The following is a 19,153-nucleotide window of genomic DNA, read 5'->3' on the forward strand; positions in this document are numbered from 1 at the left end:
AACGGCACTGAACCCACCGAAAAAACSCTGCGTGCCAGGCAGGGCGTGTTCCTGCGCGGTAGGCGCCACGGCCTGCACTTCATGGAAATCGGCGCCACCGACGAACAATACGAACACCTCATCACCGTCATGAACACARCCACCAACCCCCGAACACAGGGCACAGCTGGCACCACTGGCGACGGAGACCGCACGAGGGACGGCGACAACGAAGCTGGCCCAAGCCCCGATCAGCCGACCCGTGAACAGAACCTCCTCGACGGACTCGTCTCAGCATGCCGGATCGCACTGGSAGGTGATGGCCTTCCAGCAACCGGAGGACACCGACCCCAAGTGATGGTCACCATCAACTACCGCGACCTCCTCAACGACCTGACAGACAGCGGACACGRCGGACACGGCGGACACSACGGCCACTCAATCTTCGCCCAACAGATAAGYGCCCGCAGCATCCGCAARCTYGCCTGCGACGCCGACATCCTCCCCCTCGTCCTCGGCGGCAARGGTCAGGTCCTGGACATCGGCCGAACCCAACGTCTCTTCCCACCGCACCTGCGACGGGCGCTCGTGGCCCGCGACAAGGGCTGCGCGTTCCCCGACTGCACYAYGCCYGCAACCTGGTGCGAAGCCCACCACATCATCCCCTGGGCTGCAGGCGGAACCACCACCATCCACGACGGCGTGCTGCTCTGCACCCGACACCACCACCAGATCCACGAAGGACACTGGACNTGCGAAGCCCACCACATCATCCCCTGGGCTGCAGGCGGAACCACCACCATCCACGACGGCGTGCTGCTCTGCACCCGACACCACCACCAGATCCACGAAGGACACTGGACCGCCGAATCAATCCACGGAATCCCCTGGTTCACACCACCGACATACCTCGACCCGCAACGAACACCCAGACGCAACCGCTACTGGCAAGTAGAACAAGCCATCCACGACCAACTCGCAGACACCGTCAGTCAACTACGCCAGCACCAAAGCTGCAATCAACAACTTCACNATCAATCCACGGAATCCCCTGGTTCACACCACCGACATACCTCGACCCGCAACGAACACCCAGACGCAACCGCTACTGGCAAGTAGAACAAGCCATCCACAACCACCTCGCGCGCTCTGACACCGGCATGAACTCCAACGTGTCCAGGAGCACCCGCACCCACATCGGCACCGGCACCGATGCCGGCACCGGCGTCCGCACGGCACCACCGTGATCAGCGGCAGTGTTGCGGCAGCCAGTAACTTACTGGCTTGGGCCTACTCACCGGACGCACGGTCCCCGGCCTCACGGCGCCGGGTGGCCGCGTGTTCCACGACATCGTCAAGGTCGTCCATGCTGAGCAGGTCCTTGCGCAGGTGCTTGGTGCGGTATCCGGCGCGTCCCACCATGTGTGCCGACACCGGCGCAGTGAGCAACTGGAAGATCCAGCAGACGATCAGGACGGGCACAACTGCCCAGGAGCGCTGTTGCACCGCGATGGCCAACAGGAACAACAACAGTCCCAGCACCTGGGGTTTGGTTGCCGCGTGCATGCGGCTCAGCAGGTCAGGAAACCGCAACAGCCCGACGGCGGCAGCCAGCGACATGAGCGCTCCACCGAGAAGCAAAACGGCGGTCAGGACATCCAGGGCAGCATCCATCAGCGGCTCACTTCTTTTCCGTGACGAACCGGGCGACCGTCACCGAAGCAATAAATCCGACGACGGACGTTGCCACGAGGATCACGAGGCTGTTGGTGTGCCCGTTGAAGACCATGTCAGCAGCGAGCGCGCCACCCACGATCGCGAGCAGAACGTCAACGGCCAGCACCCGGTCGAGGATCGAAGGACCACGCGCCACCCGGTAAATGGCGCACAACGCCGAGACTCCGAGGATTACAGCGATGATTCCGAGAATCACGTTCACGGGTGTCCCCTTCCGTCGAGGTGGTGCGGCGCATCGGTGCCGAGCAGCGCCAGGTCCTCTCGAGTGCCCATGACCCGGATGAGCCATTCCTCGGTACGCCGGGCGTTCTGGCGCACCTTCTCGGCGTCGTCCCTGGTAGTGACATTCAAGCAGTGCAGATACAGCGTCGAAGTGGAGCGGTCCACCTCCACCACCAGGGATCCCGGAATCAGGGATAGGACATGCCCGGTCGCGGTGACCAGCAGGTCGGACGGACTGCGCAAGCGCACGGCCACAACTGCGTTCTGCATCTTCGGGCCGCGGGTGAGTGCCAGCCAGAATACCTGAAAGCTTGCCAGCACCAACTGGTGCAGAAACCGCCCGGCGAATCCGACGGCATAGAACACGTTGAACCGCCCACTGAGCTCAACTGGCGGAAGATACAGCAGGTTGGCGACAGCAAACGCGATGATCGCTCCGAACACCATGTTCCCCAGGCTGAAGTCCTGCCACAGCGCCCCCCACACAATGACGAGCCAGACCAGCAGCGGCAGCTCGACCCGCAGCGGAATCTTTTGTCTGGACATCATGGCGTTGCTCCTGCCGCTTCAGTAGCGCCTTCGCCGAGGACAGCGTCAATATAGGGTGTCCGCTCAAGCATCTGCTGTGCGGCCTGGTCGCTGAGGGCAAACAGCGGACCTCCCAACAGGGTCAGGCTGACGCCCAGCAGCACCAGCCCGGCTGTAGCCCCGACCATGCTGCGGGGCAACAGGTTCACGGCAGTCCGGCCAGCAAATTTTCCGGTGCTATGCCCTGAAACCCTCCGTGAGGTTCGAACGGCTGAGCCGTCGGCTGACGTTGCCATCAGGATGGGATCGGGGTGGGTTGCATCCTCCGGCCGGCGCCAGAAGGCACGGTTCCACACACGTGCAATCACCAGCAGCGTCAGCAGGCTCGTCAGCACTCCCGCGCCCACCAGCACGTACGCCAACGGCGTTCCCAATTCCACACCGGCCTGCAGCAGTCCCAGCTTGCCAAGGAAGCCGGAAAACGGCGGAATGCCGGCCAGGTTCATGCCCGGAACAAAGAACAAGAGAGCCAGTAGCGGGGAGATTTTCGCGAGTCCACCCAGCCGGTCCATGTTGGCCGTCCCACCCCGGCGTTCAATCAGCCCGGTCACGAGGAACAGGCTGGTCTGCACAATGATGTGGTGCGCAACGTAGTACACCGCCGCTCCCAGACCGATAACCGTCGAAATGGCGAGCCCGAAGACCATGTAACCGATATGGCTGACCAGCGTGAAGGAGAGCATACGTTTGATGTCCGACTGCGCCAGCGCACCAAGTATTCCGACGATCATGGTGAGCATCGCAACCACCATCAGCAGCGTGTTGATGCGGTCTCCGGGAAACAGGAGGGTTTCGGTCCGGACCATGGCGTACACGCCGACCTTCGTCAGCAAACCCGCAAACACAGCGGTGACGGGCGCAGGGGCAGTCGGATAGGAGTCAGGGAGCCAAAAGGACAACGGGAAGATCGCAGCCTTGATGCCGAAAGCGACCAGCAGCATCAGGTGCAGGATCATCTGCGTTCCGTGATCAATGTCCGCAAGCTTCAGCGCAAGGTCCGCCATGTTGATCGTGCCGGTAGCCGCATAAATCATTCCGATACTGATGAGGAACAGCATCGATGACACCACACTGACGACGACGTAGGTCACCCCCGCACGGATGCGCGGCGTGGTGCCTCCGAGGGTCATGAGCACGTAACTTGCGGTCAGCAGGATCTCGAATCCCACGTACAGATTGAACAGGTCACCTGCGAGGAACGCGTTGGAGACCCCTGCCACCAGGATCAGGTAGGTCGGGTGGAAGATCGAGATGGGGCCGTCTTCGTCCCCGTCGGTCATTCCCTGGCCGGTGGCATAGATCAGGACTGCCAGGCTGACTGCGGAGGACACCACGAGCATCAGGGCAGAAAACTGATCCACAACCATCGTGATGCCGAACGGCGCCGCCCAATTGCCGATGAAGACCGCCGTGGTGCCTTTCCCGCTGGTGTCGATCAGCAGGAAAATCTCGATCAGGAGGGTCACACACAGTGTTGTGATGCTGACGGCCCGTTGGGAACGGGAATGCCGGATAAGCACGAACGCCAGTGCCGCTCCGAGAAACGGAAGAACGACGGCCAGGGGCGCAAGATTTGCTATATTCATCGCCCCTCCGTCCGTGGCTTGTCTGCTCTTCTGGCGGTTGCCGTACGTTGGGCACCCGGCGCTTCTTCGGCTTCCTCAACCGGCGTGAATTCTGTGGTCTCGATGGGCACCTCGGCGTCGTCTTCGGCGTCAAAGCTGCTCTGCGACGCCACCCGCCGGTCTTCAATGTCATCCTGCACTTCGTCCTGGCGTCCGAGGACCCACGAACGGTAGATGATGCCGAGCATGAAGGCGGTGACGGCGAAGGAAATCACAATGGAGGTAAGGATCAAGGCCTGCGGGAGGGGATCGCTATATTCCTCGGCCGGAATATCAGCCGAGTACAGCGGCGCCTTGCCCGCCGCTCCGCCTCCGGCAAGAAGCAGCATGTTCGCTCCATTGGTGAGCATGATCAGCCCGAGCAATACCCGGGTCAGACTCCGCTCGAGCAGCAGATAGATCCCGGCGGCAAAGAGCGCCCCCATGATGACCAGCAGTGTGATGTTGACGCTCACTGAGCCACCTCTTCTTCCGGGTCCCTGGTCTTCGCCTGCGACGTCTTCGCCTGCGAGGTTTTCGCCTCAGGCGTCTTCGTCGATTCAGGCGTTCCTGCATCGATGGTTGCGGTGACGCCTTCGCTGCGTTCGTCGATCTCGGAGCCCAGGCTGCGCAGCACGTCAAGCACCAGTCCGACCACCACCAGGTAAACCCCGATGTCGAAGATGGTCGACGTCACGAACTTGATGTCCCCGAATACGGGCCAGGTTGTCTCGATGATCGCGCTTTGAAACACCTCACCGCCCAGGAACACCGGCACGATAGCCGTCAGCGCCGCCGTTGCAAGACCTCCGCCAAGGAGCAGGCCGGCACTGATCGGCGTAGCCTCAGCCAGTTCAAAGCGGCCGCCGGCGAGGTAGCGGATGGTCAGGGCCAGCCCTGCCATCAATCCGCCGGCAAACCCACCGCCCGGAAGGTTGTGCCCGGCAAGCAGAAGGTAGATCGAGAAGATGATCACCGAGTGGAAAAGCAGACGGGTGATCACCTCGAAGATGATGGAGCGTCGTTCCGGTGCAAGGGTCCGGCCCGCAACCAGCCAGGCATCGTTCGCGGAGCTCGCGAACTTCTTGGCCAGCTCCAGAGCTGCGGCCTCCCTACCGTACGCGTCGATCGGTTCCTTACCTCGCCCGACCGTACCGCTCTTGACGCCGTCCGCCCGCACTCTTCCGTCGCCACGGCCACGAATGAAAATCAGGCTGGCGACTCCTGTCGCAGCGATCGCGAGCACACTGATTTCGCCGAAAGTGTCCCATGCCCGGATGTCCACGAGAGTGACGTTGACGATGTTGGCGCCTCCGCCGTCGTCGTAAGCAAGCGAGGGAAAGCTCAGCGAGATGGGTTCCGCTACCCGGGAAGCCATCGCCGACATCGCGATCGCCACCATCACCGAGCCGAAGGAGATGCCCAGGACCGCGCGGAGGAGCCGGTATTTGCGGCCAGGCGCACGCTGCCACAGGCGCGCTGGGAGGGACCGCAACGCGAGGACGAACGCAACCAGCACGATCGTCTCGACCAGCAGTTGGGTCAGCGCCAGGTCCGGTGCGCCCTGCAGCGCGAAGATCAGCGCGATCCCGTAACCGGTGACGCCCACCATGATCACGGCCATGAATCGCTTGGTCGCCCGAAGCGCAGCAAATGCACCAAGGATGATGACGACGCCGGCAATGAGCTGAGCCGGCGAGTCCGCCAGGTACCAGTCCTGCGGAACCGGTGCATCAAAGAAGATCAGGGCGCTCAGGGGCGTGACAATCGCCATCGTGAGGATGACAAACAGGTAGAACGCCAGCGAACCTCGCTGAGTTCGGCCGGTGAGCCAGACCGCCACGTCATCGAGCACACCGATAACGGCCTTGTAGTTCCGCTCGGCGTCGACGTCGGGGGCAACCCTGGTCTGAAGCCGTTCGAAGCGATCACGCAGCAGGAAGAGCGTCAGGCCGCCTGCGATCGACAGCAGGGACAGGAACAACGCCGGCGTGACCCCGTGCCAGAGCAGCAGGTGAGGAGTCTCCTCGCCCGCCGGAAAGGTGCTGAGGTAGGGCTGGATCGCCGAGTCCAGCGGCGTCGGCCACAGCCCAAAGACGACCGATGCACCGGCCAGCAGCGCCGGAGCGAACAGGAAGGACGGCTCAACCCGTTTGAATGGCGTTGGGTTCGCGGACTTCCTGGCGAAACCACCCCAGATAAAGCGGGCGCTGTACGCGAAGGTCAGCATGGAGCCCAGAACGATTCCGACGAGCATCACCACGCCTGCCGGCCCCTCCTCCGCCCGGTGGACAAAAGCCTCGAAGACGGATTCCTTGGCCACGAACCCCAGGAGCGGAGGTATTCCGGCCATTGACGCGGCCGCGAGAACAGCGACCACGGCAAGCACCGGCGCAGACCGGCCGATCCCGCACAACTTCCGGATGTCACGGGTAGCGGACTGGTGATCGATGATGCCGACCACGAGAAAGAGCGTCGCCTTGAAGAACCCGTGGGCAAGCAGGAGCCCCAGTCCGGCAAGCGCAGCTTTCTGGCCACCCAGACCAACAACGATGGTCAGGAAACCCAGCTGGCTCACGGTGCCGTAGGCGAGAAGGAGCTTCAGGTCATGCTGGCGCAGGGCGCGCCACCCGCCGAAGATCATCGTTGCGAGACCGAGGCTCAGGACGATCGGCGGCCACAGCAGGGTGTCGGAAAACCCAGGCGCGAAACGGGCAATGAGATAGATGCCGGCTTTCACCATTGCGGCAGCGTGCAGGTAGGCACTGACCGGCGTGGGTGCTGCCATGGCGCTGGGAAGCCAGAAATGGAATGGCACCAATGCGGATTTGGAGAGCGCTCCTACCAGGATCAGGACGATCGCCGTCTCCACTGCAGGGCCGGTGAGCGAGTCTGCACGCGCAAGGATGTCCGAGAGCCGGTAGGTCCCGGCTGACTGACCCAAAACGATGAGGCCCACGAGCATGGCCAGCCCGCCGAGCGTGGTCACAATGAGCGCCTGCAGCGCAGCACGCCTCGCGGAGAGGCGATGCCTCGAATATCCGATCAGTAAGTAGGACAGAACCGTTGTCAGTTCCCAGAAGATGAACAGGAGGATGAGGTCATCGGCGATGACCAGGCCGAACATGGCCCCCGCGAAGGCAAGCAGCTGTGCGCCGAACGGGCCGATGTCGGCGTCGTCCTGCTTGAAGTAGCGCGCACAATAGAACAGCACCAGAGACCCGACGCCGAGAACAAGGATGCTGAGCACCGCGGCCAGCGCGTCCATGCGGAAGGCCAGTTCCAGTTGAAGCTGGGGAATCCAGGGGACGACGACGGACGGCGGTGCGTTGGGTTGGCCGTTGCCGCTGAGCTGGTCCGCGTCGATGTAATCGGCGAAGGTCACCAGCAGCCACACGAATCCCGCTGCAGGTACCGCAGCCAGGAGATAGAAGGCCGAGCGCCCCATCAGGCGGAAGATCGAGGGCGCTATTGCGGCCACCGCGAAGAGGGCGATGAGCACGGATAGCACGATGATCTCCTGATCTCTCAGAGTGAGACGGTCAGCCGGCGGTCAAGGGCATGTGTCCATTCTACCCGTGGCATACACGATGCTGCCTCCTAGTTCTGCCCAGCGCACAAGTCGTCCGTAAGGGAATAAAAGCGGCCCTCACCCAGTTGTCGGTCCGCAGCGGATAGCATGCAGCCTATGAGCACGGACTCCCAACATCCCCCTGGACGACTCCTTTCCAAACCCGTGCTTGCGTGGGCTTCATGGGACTGGGGGTCAGCGGCTTTCAACGCAGTCATGACCACCTTCGTCTTCACCGTCTACCTCACGTCCGACGCCTTCGGTGGGGAAACCTACGCGTCGGAGGTTCTCGGTTGGGGCCTGGCAGTTGCGGGCCTGCTCATTGCGCTCCTCGCGCCCGTAACGGGTCAACGCTCAGATGCGGGCGGTCGCCGCAAACTCTGGCTGGGCGTGAACAGCCTGGCCGTCGCGGCATTGACCGCCCTGTGTTTCTTCGTCTTTCCCCGCCCTGAACTACTGATCCTCGGCGTTGCGCTGATCGCGGCCGCGAATATCTTCTTTGAGTTCGCCGGCGTCAACTACAACGCCATGCTTGCCCAGATCTCCACCCCGTCCAGCGTGGGACGGGTCAGCGGGTTCGGGTGGGCAATGGGATATGTGGGCGGGATCGTGGCCCTGGTGATCGTTCTGGTCGCTTTTGTCCAGCCGGTTTTCGACTGGTTCGGGTCCAGCACAGAGGAAGCGTTGAACATCCGATTGGTCGCTGTGTTCTCCGCCCTTTGGTTTCTTGCCTTCGCACTCCCGGTGATGTTCGCGGTTCCTGAAGTCCCCCGCCAGCGGCAGACCAACCGCCTGAGTTTCCTCGCCTCCTACGGTTTACTCTTCCGGCGCATCAAGGCGATTTACCGGACCAGCCCGCACACCATTTTCTTCCTGCTCGCGAGCGCCATCTTCCGTGACGGTTTGGCGGCGGTGTTCACTTTCGGCGGCATCATCGCTGCCGGAACATTCGGTTTCGAGCTCAGCGAAGTTATTCTGTTCGCCATCGTGGGTAATGTCATCGCTGCAATCGGTGCAGTGATCGGCGGCTACTTCGATGACCGCGTCGGTCCCAAGCTGGTCATCATCGTGTCGCTGATCGGTCTTTTGGTCGCGGGCACCGCCGTGATGGTCCTTGGAGCGGCGGAGCAGCACATGTTCGGGTTGAGCTGGAGCGGAGATACGACGTTCTGGATCTTCGGGCTCCTGCTCACCCTGTTTGTGGGTCCGGCACAGGCTTCTTCCCGCGCCTACCTCGCACGCCTGTCACCACGGGGTGAGGAGGGCGAGATGTTCGGGCTGTATGCCACCACCGGCCGTGCGGTGAGCTTCCTGGCTCCGGCACTGTTCTCCCTCTTCATCGGCATCTTCGGGGAACAGCGGTTCGGGATCCTCGGCATTCTGGTGGTGTTGCTGGCCGGCCTGCTGGTACTGCTCCCGGTGAAGCCGCCCGCAAAGGTGACTCCCGCCGTCGTTCCTGCCTCTTAGCCCCGCTGGTTCTGAGGCGCGGACGCACGTCCGCGCTTCACAGCACGTCCCGCGCTGCACCGCATATCCGGTGCTGCGAAGCCCGCTCAGCAGGAACTCAGCGGGAAGCAGTTTCCTCGGCGATTTCGGTGCGGTGGAAGTTCAGGTGGCTGCGCGACGCCGTCGGCCCCCGCTGGCCCTGATAGCGGTTGCCGTACTGGCCCGAACCGTAGGAGTGCTCCGCGGGCGAGGTGAGCTTGAAGAAGCAGAGCTGGCCGATTTTGGAACCCGGCCACAATTTGATCGGCAGCGTTGCCATGTTGGACAGCTCAAGGGTGACGTGACCCGAGAAGCCGGGATCGATAAAGCCTGCCGTCGAGTGGGTGAGCAGACCCAGACGCCCAAGCGAGGACTTGCCCTCGAGGCGCGCCGCGATGTCGTCAGGAAGCGTGACCTTCTCATACGTGGAGCCGAGGACGAACTCGCCCGGGTGCAGGATGAACGGCTCATCCGGAGCGACCTCCACCAGTCGGGTCAGGTCCGGCTGATTCTCGGCCGGGTCAATGTGCGCGTACTTGTGGTTATCGAAAAGCCGAAAAAACCGGTCGATGCGGACGTCGACGCTCGACGGCTGCACCATTGCCGGATCATAAGGGTCGAGGTGGATGCGCTCGGCGTCAATTTCGGTTCGGATGTCGCGGTCTGAGATCAGCACCGTCTAAAAATACCGTACGCAGTTCATGCGGATCTCACTGGCATGCATCAGCGCCCGATCTCAGTCCTGACTGCGAACAGCTCCGGGAAGAACGTCAGCTCCAGCGCCTTCTGCAGGAACCCGACGCCGCTGGACCCACCGGTTCCGGTCTTGTGGCCGATGGTGCGCTCCACGGTCTTCAGGTGCCGGAACCGCCATAGCTGGAAGTTGTCCTCCAGGTCCACGAGCTCTTCACACGCCTCGTAGACGTCCCAGTGACCGGCAGCGTCCTCATACACCTCCTTGTAGACCTGGACCAGCCCGGGGTTGAACTCATGCGCGCGCGTTACGTCCCGTTCAAGCAGTTCCGTGGGGATAACGTAGCCGCGACGCGAGAGGTAGGCAATGAACTCGTCGTAGATGCTGGTTTCCCGAAGCAGCCGCGACAGGAGCTCGAAAGCTTCAGCGTCGCTTTCGAACACCTGCAGCATTCCCGCGTTCTTGTTGCCGAGCAGGAATTCGACGGCACGGTACTGGTAGGACTGGAACCCGCTGGCTGCCTGGAGCGCACCGCGGAACTCCGCGTATTCCGACGGCGTGAGCGTCGCCAGAACAGACCACTGTTCGGTCAGCGAGCGCTGAATGTGCTTGATGCGCGCTATGCCCTTCATGGCTGCCCGTAGATCATCCGCCTGCAGGTGCGTACGGACCGCACCGAGCTCATGCAGGACAAGCTTCAGCCAGAGTTCGGAGGTCTGGTGCTGGATGATGAACAGCATTTCATCATGGTGTTCCGGCCTACTGACCGGATGCTGCGCGGAAAGAATGGAGTCCAGAGCGAGGTAGGACCCATAACTCATCTTCCCCGAGAAATCCTTTTCGATGCCTGCTTCAAGGTTTCTGGTATTCCGCTCCACGCTCATGCGTCCCAGCGTAGTTCTTCGCACCAGTGAACTGCGCCACCGCGATCGCGCCTTTGGAGACTGCCATTGAAGACTGTCAGGGGCGGCCGCTAGGTTGGGGGAACCCGAGGAGGCACCATGATCCCACCCACACCGTCCCACGTTCGCTGCAGCATTGTTCCGCCCTACCTATTGGCACGGCTGGCTAAACTCGAAGCTCCGGAACATCAGGCTGCCGCGGCCGCCGCCCGGCGCGCACTGGTGGAGTTGGACCCGATCCATCATGCCCGCGCCACAGCTCCCAGGGATCCATCGCGAGGAGCCGGTACCGCCGTCGTCCTGGCCCTGCGCCGAACCATAGCGGACGCTGGCGGCAGCGAATCCCTGCCTGGACAGATTGTCCGCCGGGAAGGCGATCCGCCTATGGGCGATGCAGCGGTGGATGAAGCGTATGCCGGCCTTGGTGCGACGTATGAGCTGTTCAGCGAGGTGTACGGGAGGTCATCCATTGACAACTCGGGCCTGCCGCTGGATGCCACGGTTCACTACGGGCAGCAGTATGACAACGCGTTCTGGGACGGCACCCGGATGGTGTTCGGAGACGGTGACGGTGAGATCTTCGGGCGTTTCACGGCGTCGCTCACGGTGATCGGCCACGAACTGGCACATGGATTCACGCAGTACTCCTCCAACCTGCGGTACCAGGGCCAATCGGGTGCGCTCAACGAATCCATCTCGGATGTCTTCGGGGTGCTGGTCGAGCAGCGAGAGCTGGGGCAGTCCGCAGATGCAGCGAGCTGGCTGGTCGGTGAAGGTCTCTTCACTGACGAGGTAGAGGGGCGCGCGCTGCGCTCGCTGAAGGCGCCGGGAACCGCTTACGACGACGACGTCCTCGGCAAGGATCCGCAGCCCGCCACCATGGCGGATTACGTGGACACCACGTCAGACAACGGCGGCGTGCACATTAATTCCGGTATCCCGAACCATGCCTTCTACATCGCAGCCGCACGGCTGGGCGGAAATGCGTGGGAGCGCTGTGGTCAGATCTGGTATGACGCCGCGACCGGTGGCCGCGTTCCCACGGACTGCGATTTCTCGCTGTTCGCTTCCGTAACCGTTGAAGCCGCCATCGCCCGATTCGGGGACGGGTCACCGGAGGCGGACGCGGTCCGTTATGCGTGGCGGGAAGTGGGCGTGCTGTGACGCGGATTGAGGTGTCGCGTTCGGGCGGATTCGCCGGGCTGACCCGCACGTGGAGTGTGGAGGTGAGCTCCACTGAGGCGGAGGAACGCTGGCTGCCCCTCCTGGAGGGTGCGGACAACAGCGGAGTCGAGGATGCCGAACGCGATCGCTACGTCTACCACATCGCTATCGGCTACCGGGAAGTGACCGTCGCCGAGAGCGCGGTGGAAGGCCCCTGGAAGGAACTCGTGGAGTGGGTCAAAGACGCCTCGTCCAGCCAGCGTGGAGAAGACTCGGGTCAGGAATCCGGTCAGGCGCCTGGCTGATGCCCGCCAAGACGCCGGTTACCGCGCGGGCGCCTAATGCATCCCGCACATGTTGTAGTGTTTATGGAGCGGTTTCGGCCGCATGCGGGCGTAGCTCAATGGTAGAGCGCTAGCTTCCCAAGCTCGATACGCGGGTTCGATTCCCGTCGCCCGCTCCATAGATAGAATCGGCCGCTCCACAGTTGGATTGGACCTGCGCCTCCGAGGTACAACGGTCAGCTCGTAGAGCGCGGCCCAAACATGATTACCGCAACGCCCGCGAGGCAGACGGCGCTTCCGATCAAATCCCAGCGGTCAGGCCGGAAACCGTCAACGGCCATACCCCACGCAAGTGATCCCACAACGAAGACGCCGCCATACGCGGCAAGGATCCGACCGAAGTGAGCATCAGGCTGCAGAGTCGCAACGAAACCGTAAGCACCGAGGGCCATGACCCCCAAACCTGCCCACCACCACGGCTGGTTTTCCCGCACGCTCTGCCACACGAGCCACGCTCCCCCGATCTCGGCCACCGCTGCAACGGCAAAAAGGACAATGACGAGAAGGATGCTCATGACCCCATTATTTCGCTGCGCTGCAATTTACTGCGCTGCTATTTCCCAGCCACGTTCTGGGCGCGCGCACAAGCCAGCCGTCCGGCTACGAAACCTTCGGCACAATCGCAACCAACCGGCGTCGTTCATCGTGCGTTGATGTCCAGCGAAAGCGAACAGTCAACTGGCCGCGACGGGCAAGCACGACGGCGATGCATCCCGCCGCCACAACGGGAACCCCTCCGGCAATCACCATGGTGGGCTGTGCACCGATATTCTCCGCAAGCCACCCGATCATGGGACCACCGAGTGCCTGCCCGCCGATGAGCACCATCATGTAGAGGCTCATCACGCGTCCGCGGATGGCCAGGTTGGTGGATGTCTGAACCAGCTGGTTGGCTCCCGTGACAAACCACAGGCAGCCGATTCCTGCACAGAACATCAGCATCGTGAACACGAGTTGGCTAGGCACATACGCGGCGATCACCATGAACCCTCCAAACGCCGTCATTCCGCCAAGTACCCCGCGCAGCCGCAGCGTTGTTCGGCGGGTGGACGCGAGAGCACCGACCAGCGAGCCGCTCGCCAGAGCGGTATTGAGCAGGCCGTAGCCGCCCGCGCCCGATTCGAAGACGCTGTCGGCAAAAGCTGCCAGAAGCACCGGTGTGCTGAGCGCAAAGACGGCCACGAAGGCGGCGCAGACCGTGGTCCAGAAAATAGCCGGCTTGTTGAGAAGGTACCGTGCACCCGCACGCAACTGCCCCTTCGCGCGGGGTGCCGGCGCCGTCGCGTTGAGTTGGTCAGTACGCAGCCGGGCCAGCGTCAGCACTGTGTAGCAGCAGGCAATCGCATTGATGGCGAACGCCCACCCGCCTCCAACGGCAACAATGAGCAAACCACTGATTGCCGGACCCACCATGGCGCCGAGTTGGAAGATCGACGAGTTGAGGCTGATCGCATTTCGCAGGTGGATTGGCCCAACGAGGTCATTGACGAAGACCTGACGCGCGGGAGCGTCCACCACAGTCACCAGGCCGAGGACAAAGGCAATGAGGTAGACGTGCCACACCTCGATCAGACCCGAGAGCGCCAGCACCGCCATGGCTGCCGCCATGAGTGCCGCAACACTCTGCGAAATGATGAGGAGGGTGCGTTTGGAATAGCGGTCCGCCACCACTCCTCCCCAAGGCCCGAGAATCAGCATCGGAGCAAACTGCAGCGCAACGGTCACGCCTACGGCTGCCACGGATCCCGACAGCTCGAGGACCATCCAGTCCTGTGCGATGCGCTGCATCCAGACAGCTACGACGGCGATGAGGTGGGAGAGTGCGAACAGGCGGAAGTTCGGGATGCGAAGCGAGATGAACGTGTCGCGCCAGGCTGGGCGCTGCGAGGTGACGGGAATCGGGGCGGTCAGTGTGGGATCTCCGGCCGGTACGGAGGGCGGTGGGGGTGCCAAGGGAACTTTCCTGAACTTGGTGGGATAGGGATAGGAGCGGTCAGTACCCTTCAACGCTAACCAGCCACCCACCTATAAGGAATGGTGATCGAGCTTATAAGTACTATTGAGAAACGTAATGGCTGGACGAAGGGTAGCCCGTGTACGACTCCATCCAACTCAAATCCTTCCTGGCCGTCGCCGAGACCCGCAGTTTCACGGGAGCCGCAGCCAAACTCGGGCTGAGTCAGCCCACGGTCAGCCAGCATGTCCGGAAGCTTGAAAAGGCCGCCGGCCGGATGCTCATTGCGCGGGATACCCGGGAAGTCCGTCTCACCGACAACGGCGATGCGATGGCCGGGTTTGCGCGCACCATACTGGCGGCCCAGGAACAGGCACTCGCCTATTTCTCTGGATCCGCCATGCGCGGACGGCTGCGCTTCGGGGTTGCCGATGACCTCGCCATCACCCAGCTTCCCCGGATCCTCCGGCACTTCCGTCAGCTCTACCCACAGATCAACCTTGAACTGACGGTGTCTCAAAGCCCGCCGCTGCTGCGCCGCCTGCGTGCCGGTCAACTGGACCTGATCCTCATCAAGTACATGGCCGGTACGGGTGAGGGCACCCTGGTGCAGCGTGACCGCCTCGTGTGGGCGGGCCATGCCAAGACAACGCTCGACGACGGCGCCCCGGTCCCGCTGATTGCCTACCAGGCGCCCAGCCTCAGCCGGCAAATGGCCATCGAAGCACTTGAAAAGGCGGGCAGGACCTGGCGGATCACGTGCAATACCCGGGAAATCAACGGCGTGCTGGCGGCCGCACGCGCGGGAATCGGGCTGGCCGTTTTTCCCCAGTCCCTCATTCCCGATGACCTCGTCCAGGTGACCAACCGCTTCGATCTGCCTCCGCTGGGTGACGTGGACTTCACACTGCTGAGTAACCCGCTGGCAAACCAGGAGCTTGTCGAGACGTTGAGCACCGCCATCCTCGGCCGTGCGCTGCGCAAACCGACGGACTCCTGACCATTGACTCTTGACCACGGTCGCGTGGCAAGTCTCGGTGGACAGCTGAGCGTGCGCAAGGCCACATAGCAGGCCGGTGGTGGCCAGCGTAGACTTGACGCGATGAATCGCACAATGTTCAAGTCCAAAATCCACCGCGCTACGGTGACCCACGCGGACCTTCACTACGTGGGTTCCGTAACTGTTGATCTGGACCTGCTGGAAGCAGCAGACATCCTTCCCGGTGAGATGGTGTCCATTGTGGACGTCACCAACGGTGCACGCCTGGAAACTTACACCATTGCTGGAGAACGCGGTTCCGGCGTCCTCGGCATCAACGGGCCCGCCGCTCATCTGGTGCATGAAGGAGATACGGTCATTCTCATCACCTACGCTGCAATGACCACCGAAGAGGCACGGTCCTATGTGCCCACCATTGTGCACGTGGATACAGCCAACCGAATTATCGAACTGGGCAATGACCCTGCCGAAGGACTTACCGAGGGCTTGCAGCGGCCCCCCTTCGCCCTGAACAACGCCGCACTGCTCTAGTCTGCCGATCTCCGGAAGATGTAACATCAGGCCCCGCACAAATGTGCGGGGTCTGGTGCTTTTTTCCACTTCGATATCGGCTTGGCAACGGATCCTAGCGAATTTGTCCCTGAGGGCTTAGTGTCAGAAAGGCAAGGCTGCTTTCTTTCCTTTGACCGGCACAGGCTCTCAGGATCGGAGCGGACCAGACTCGAGGTGGAGGCGAGGTACGCATGCCGGGAAATCGCAGGATCAAGCAGCAGAAGAAGCGGATACGGAGGCGTTCGGGTGCCGTTACGGCAACCACGCTCGGGCTAGCTTCACTTCTCCTCAGTGGATGCGGACCAGCGGAATCAGGCGTCCCCACGCTCACCTGGTATATCAACCCGGACGCTGGCGGACAGGCCGCGATCGCGGAGCGCTGTACCGAACAGGCAAACGGTGAATACCGGATCGAAACCTCGCTACTGCCCAATGATGCGGCTGCCCAGCGCGAGCAACTGGCACGCCGGCTGGCCGCGAATGATGACTCCCTGGACATCATGAGCATCGACCCACCGTTCGTCCCTGAGCTGGCAACGTTCCTCGCTCCCGTACCCGAAGGGGTCGCCGAGCGCACCACCGAGAACACGTTGGAAGGCGCACTGCAGGGAGCAATGTACAAGGATGAGCTGGTAACGGTTCCGTTCTGGGCCAATACGCAGATCCTCTGGTACCGCGAGTCCGTCGCTGAGGAAGCCGGTCTCGACATGTCGCAGCCGGTCACCTGGGACCAGCTGATGGAGGTTGCAGCAACGCAGGACGTCGAGCTTGGCGTCCAGGGCTCACAGGCCGAATCGATGACCGTATGGATCAACTCCCTCATCGAGTCAGCCGGTGGAACCATCCTCGAAACTCCGGAAGCACCCGCTGACGAGATTGAGTTGGGCCTTGTCAGTGAGGCAGGGCGTGAGGCTGCCCGCATCATCGGGACAATCGGCGATCAGGAGCTGGGCGGACCGGGGCTGGCAACATCCACCGAGAACACTTCACTGAACCTCTTCCAGGGCGAGTCCGGTTCCTTCATGGTCAACTACCCCTTCGTCTGGCCTGCCACGCAGTCCGCAGTAGAGGGAGGCTCGCTTGATCAGGCAGTGCTCGATGACATCGGGTGGGCGCTATACCCACGGGTTTACGAGGACCAGGAAACTGCTCCCCCGCTGGGCGGAATCAACCTCGGCGTCGGGGCGGACAGTGACAACCCTGAACTGGCGTACAAGGCGATCGAATGCATCGTTCAGCCCGAGAACCAGACCGAGTACTTCCTGACCAACGGCAACCCGCCGTCCAACTCGGAATCCTACGAGGATCCCCGGATCGAGGAACAGTTCCCCATGGCTGAGACCATCCGCCAGTCACTGGAGCTCGCAGCACCGCGGCCGCAGACCCCGTTCTACAACGAAATTTCCACCGGCCTCCAGCAGACCTGGACACCGCCGGATGAAGTGGAGCCGGAAACCACTCCGGAGGAATCGGCGGAATTCATTACCGCCGTGCTGAGAGGGGAGAGGCTGCTGTGACCAGCGCAATCACCAAGAACCCGCGGGCCATGAAGTCCGACGACGGCCCTCACAACGATTACAGCGACCGGGCAAAAGCTGAGCGACGCCTGGGGTGGTTACTCGCCGGTCCCGCCTTCATCATCATGCTGGCGGTCACCCTCTACCCGATCATCCAGGCGTTCTTCGATTCGCTGTATGCCTTCCGGTTGACGGCTCCCGACGAGCGCGAGTTCATCTTCCTGCAGAACTACGTGACCATCCTGGGTGATCCGGTGTGGTGGCGGGATCTGGCAGTCACCTCACTGATCACGGTGGTGACGGTCGCCGTCGAACTTGTCCTCGGTTTTGCCCTTGCCCTGGTGATGCACCGGGCGCTGAAAGCCGTCCGGGGTTGGCTCCGTACCGCCATCCTGGTGCCCTACGGAATCATCACCGTGGTCTCGGCCTACGCGTGGTTCTACGCATTCGACATCAGTTCCGGATATGTGAACTCGTGGTTTGACTGGGTACCGGGCATCGATCAGGACCTGAACTGGTTTGCACAGGCCAGCACGGCTCTGCCGGTCATCATGGCCTCGGAGATCTGGAAGACCACACCGTTCATCTCCCTCCTCCTGTTGGCCGGACTGGCGCAGGTGCCTGATGAACTGACGGAAGCCGCCAAAGTTGACGGCGCCACCTGGTGGGAGCAGATGCGCAAGGTCATCATCCCGAACATGAAGGCGGCCATCATGGTTGCGGTCCTCTTCCGGGCGCTGGACGCGTTCCGAATATTCGACAACGTGTTCATCATGACAAACGGCCAGTACGGAACCGAGGTGCTTTCCCTCCTCGCCTACAGAACCTCCATCAGTAGGTTGGAGATTGGCCTCGGATCAGCTGTGTCAGTACTCCTGTTCGCCTGTGTCCTGCTGATCAGCTTCATTGCGATCAAGGTATTCAAGGTGGACCTGAGCGGATCAACAGGAGGAAAGCGATGAAGTCGACTGGCCGCGAAAAGCTCATCTGGACGATTATCTCGATTGCAGTTCTCATCTATGCCTTGTTTCCCGTGGCATCGATCTTCGCTACCTCGTTCAAGGCACCCGGGGATCTGACCAACGGGAACTTCCTTCCCACGCCGGGCTTGGCCACACTGGACAATTACGAACAGATTCTGGTGGGAGACGCTCAGGGACTCTTCCTCTCCGCGCTGCGGAATTCGATCGGAATCTCGCTGATTGCAACCTTCATCGCAGTTGTGCTGGCCACACTGTGCGCCTACGCCATTGCGCGTCTTGACTTCCCCGGCAAGAAACTCATCCTGACGACGGCGCTGGCAGTCTCAATCTTCCCGGTCATCTCGATCGTCACCCCGCTGTTCAACCTGTGGCGGAACATCGGTCTGTATGACACCTGGCTCGGGCTGATCATCCCCTACCTGTCACTCACGCTCCCGATTTCCATCTGGACGCTGGCGGCCTTCTTCCGCCAGATCCCCTGGGAACTGGAGCAAGCCGCACAGGTGGACGGCGCCACGACCTGGCAAGCGTTCCGCAAGGCAATTGTTCCGCTCGCCGCACCCGGCGTCTTTACGACGGCGATCATCGCCTTCTTCATCGCGTGGAACGACTTCGTGTATGGCATATCGCTGACCTCGACGGAAGCAGCGCGCCCCGTGCCCGCGGCGCTTGCGTTTTTCACCGGGGCCTCGCAGTTCGAGTCCCCCACCGGCGCGATCTCCGCGGCGGCAATCATCGTGACCATTCCGGTTGTGCTGCTGGTCCTGCTGTTCCAGCGGCAGATCGTCTCAGGCCTGACCCAGGGCGCAGTCAAGGGTTGAGTACCAAACACATCTTGAGCAACTGAAAGAAGAGGA

Annotated in this window: 19 protein-coding genes and 1 tRNA gene; 10 read left to right on the forward strand and 10 right to left on the reverse strand. The window is 62.1% G+C overall.

Features of this window, described 5'->3' with window-relative positions:
* Positions 1–129: 129 nt before the first annotated feature.
* Positions 130–731: DUF222 domain-containing protein (locus ASH00_RS17195; protein ID WP_442854340.1), on the forward strand; the 602-nt coding region annotated here is incomplete at its 3' end.
* A gap of 538 nt (positions 732–1,269) precedes the next feature.
* On the opposite strand, the gene mnhG is transcribed toward ASH00_RS17195, so the two are convergent.
* Genes mnhG through ASH00_RS02235 form a run of 6 tightly spaced genes read right to left on the reverse strand, consistent with a single transcriptional unit; the run spans position 1,270 to position 7,641 of the window.
* The gene (mnhG, locus tag ASH00_RS02210) at positions 1,270–1,653 is read right to left on the reverse strand and encodes a monovalent cation/H(+) antiporter subunit G (RefSeq protein ID WP_056544401.1); all 384 of its coding nucleotides are present in this window, start codon (positions 1,651–1,653) and stop codon (positions 1,270–1,272) included.
* Positions 1,654–1,660: 7 nt separating this feature from the next.
* Positions 1,661–1,918 (reverse strand): monovalent cation/H+ antiporter complex subunit F, encoded by a 258-nt coding sequence (locus tag ASH00_RS02215; RefSeq protein ID WP_056544404.1) that lies wholly within the window; start codon positions 1,916–1,918, stop codon positions 1,661–1,663.
* A complete protein-coding gene (locus ASH00_RS02220) occupies positions 1,915–2,484 on the reverse strand; it encodes a Na+/H+ antiporter subunit E (RefSeq protein WP_056544408.1) in 570 nt (189 codons plus the stop codon). Before ASH00_RS02220 ends, ASH00_RS02215 begins: the two co-directional genes overlap by 4 nt.
* Complete coding sequence (locus ASH00_RS02225) at positions 2,484–4,112, reverse strand: Na+/H+ antiporter subunit D (protein ID WP_056544412.1); 1,629 nt, start codon at positions 4,110–4,112, stop codon at positions 2,484–2,486. The genes ASH00_RS02220 and ASH00_RS02225 overlap by 1 nt, the downstream gene beginning before the upstream one ends.
* Complete coding sequence (locus tag ASH00_RS02230) at positions 4,109–4,606, reverse strand: Na(+)/H(+) antiporter subunit C (protein WP_056544416.1); 498 nt, start codon at positions 4,604–4,606, stop codon at positions 4,109–4,111. The genes ASH00_RS02225 and ASH00_RS02230 overlap by 4 nt, the downstream gene beginning before the upstream one ends.
* On the reverse strand, positions 4,603–7,641 hold the full coding sequence (locus ASH00_RS02235; protein WP_082565844.1) for a Na+/H+ antiporter subunit A: 3,039 nt from the start codon (positions 7,639–7,641) through the stop codon (positions 4,603–4,605). Before ASH00_RS02235 ends, ASH00_RS02230 begins: the two co-directional genes overlap by 4 nt.
* 177 nt (positions 7,642–7,818) lie before the next feature.
* On the opposite strand from ASH00_RS02235, the gene ASH00_RS02240 reads away from it, so the two are divergent.
* Positions 7,819–9,168 (forward strand): MFS transporter, encoded by a 1,350-nt coding sequence (locus ASH00_RS02240; protein WP_235563122.1) that lies wholly within the window; start codon positions 7,819–7,821, stop codon positions 9,166–9,168.
* A gap of 97 nt (positions 9,169–9,265) precedes the next feature.
* Here ASH00_RS02240 and dcd read toward each other — a convergent pair whose 3' ends face one another.
* Both dcd and kynA read right to left on the reverse strand, forming a co-directional pair.
* Positions 9,266–9,862 carry a dCTP deaminase gene (dcd, locus tag ASH00_RS02245; RefSeq protein WP_056544423.1) on the reverse strand — a complete coding sequence of 199 codons (597 nt, stop codon included), beginning with the start codon at positions 9,860–9,862 and terminating at the stop codon, positions 9,266–9,268.
* 47 nt (positions 9,863–9,909) lie between these two features.
* Positions 9,910–10,764, reverse strand: a complete 855-nt coding sequence (kynA, locus tag ASH00_RS02250) for a tryptophan 2,3-dioxygenase (RefSeq protein ID WP_056544427.1) — start codon at positions 10,762–10,764, stop codon at positions 9,910–9,912.
* Between the two features lie 117 nt (positions 10,765–10,881).
* Between kynA and ASH00_RS02255 the strand changes: the two genes are divergently transcribed.
* From ASH00_RS02255 to ASH00_RS02265, 3 genes are all read left to right on the forward strand, one after another.
* Positions 10,882–11,946 carry a M4 family metallopeptidase gene (locus ASH00_RS02255; protein ID WP_056544430.1) on the forward strand — a complete coding sequence of 355 codons (1,065 nt, stop codon included), beginning with the start codon at positions 10,882–10,884 and terminating at the stop codon, positions 11,944–11,946.
* 11 nt (positions 11,947–11,957) lie between these two features.
* Positions 11,958–12,251, forward strand: a complete 294-nt coding sequence (locus ASH00_RS02260; protein ID WP_327019685.1) for a protealysin inhibitor emfourin — start codon at positions 11,958–11,960, stop codon at positions 12,249–12,251.
* Between the two features lie 84 nt (positions 12,252–12,335).
* A tRNA-Gly gene (locus ASH00_RS02265) sits at positions 12,336–12,409 on the forward strand.
* A gap of 57 nt (positions 12,410–12,466) precedes the next feature.
* Here the strand turns inward: ASH00_RS02265 and ASH00_RS02270 are convergent.
* Together ASH00_RS02270 and ASH00_RS02275 are read right to left on the reverse strand one after the other, a co-directional pair.
* Entirely contained in the window at positions 12,467–12,805 is a 339-nt protein-coding gene (locus ASH00_RS02270; protein ID WP_056544436.1) for a YnfA family protein, read from the reverse strand.
* 85 nt (positions 12,806–12,890) lie between these two features.
* Complete coding sequence (locus tag ASH00_RS02275; protein WP_056544439.1) at positions 12,891–14,243, reverse strand: MFS transporter; 1,353 nt, start codon at positions 14,241–14,243, stop codon at positions 12,891–12,893.
* 140 nt (positions 14,244–14,383) lie between these two features.
* Between ASH00_RS02275 and ASH00_RS02280 the strand changes: the two genes are divergently transcribed.
* The 5 genes from ASH00_RS02280 (at position 14,384) to ASH00_RS02300 (ending at position 19,117) form a co-directional block, all read left to right on the forward strand.
* The gene (locus ASH00_RS02280; RefSeq protein ID WP_056544442.1) at positions 14,384–15,244 is read left to right on the forward strand and encodes a LysR substrate-binding domain-containing protein; all 861 of its coding nucleotides are present in this window, start codon (positions 14,384–14,386) and stop codon (positions 15,242–15,244) included.
* A 102-nt stretch (positions 15,245–15,346) separates the two neighbouring features.
* Complete coding sequence (gene panD / locus ASH00_RS02285) at positions 15,347–15,775, forward strand: aspartate 1-decarboxylase (protein WP_200954731.1); 429 nt, start codon at positions 15,347–15,349, stop codon at positions 15,773–15,775.
* A 212-nt stretch (positions 15,776–15,987) separates the two neighbouring features.
* Positions 15,988–17,313, forward strand: a complete 1,326-nt coding sequence (locus ASH00_RS02290; RefSeq protein WP_056544448.1) for an extracellular solute-binding protein — start codon at positions 15,988–15,990, stop codon at positions 17,311–17,313.
* A gap of 29 nt (positions 17,314–17,342) precedes the next feature.
* The gene (locus ASH00_RS02295; RefSeq protein ID WP_056546506.1) at positions 17,343–18,275 is read left to right on the forward strand and encodes a carbohydrate ABC transporter permease; all 933 of its coding nucleotides are present in this window, start codon (positions 17,343–17,345) and stop codon (positions 18,273–18,275) included.
* Entirely contained in the window at positions 18,272–19,117 is an 846-nt protein-coding gene (locus tag ASH00_RS02300) for a carbohydrate ABC transporter permease (RefSeq protein ID WP_056544451.1), read from the forward strand. The genes ASH00_RS02295 and ASH00_RS02300 overlap by 4 nt, the downstream gene beginning before the upstream one ends.
* Positions 19,118–19,153: the final 36 nt, after the last annotated feature.

Source organism: Arthrobacter sp. Soil782 (assembly GCF_001428435.1).
GTDB classification, from domain to species: domain Bacteria; phylum Actinomycetota; class Actinomycetes; order Actinomycetales; family Micrococcaceae; genus Arthrobacter_D; species Arthrobacter_D parietis.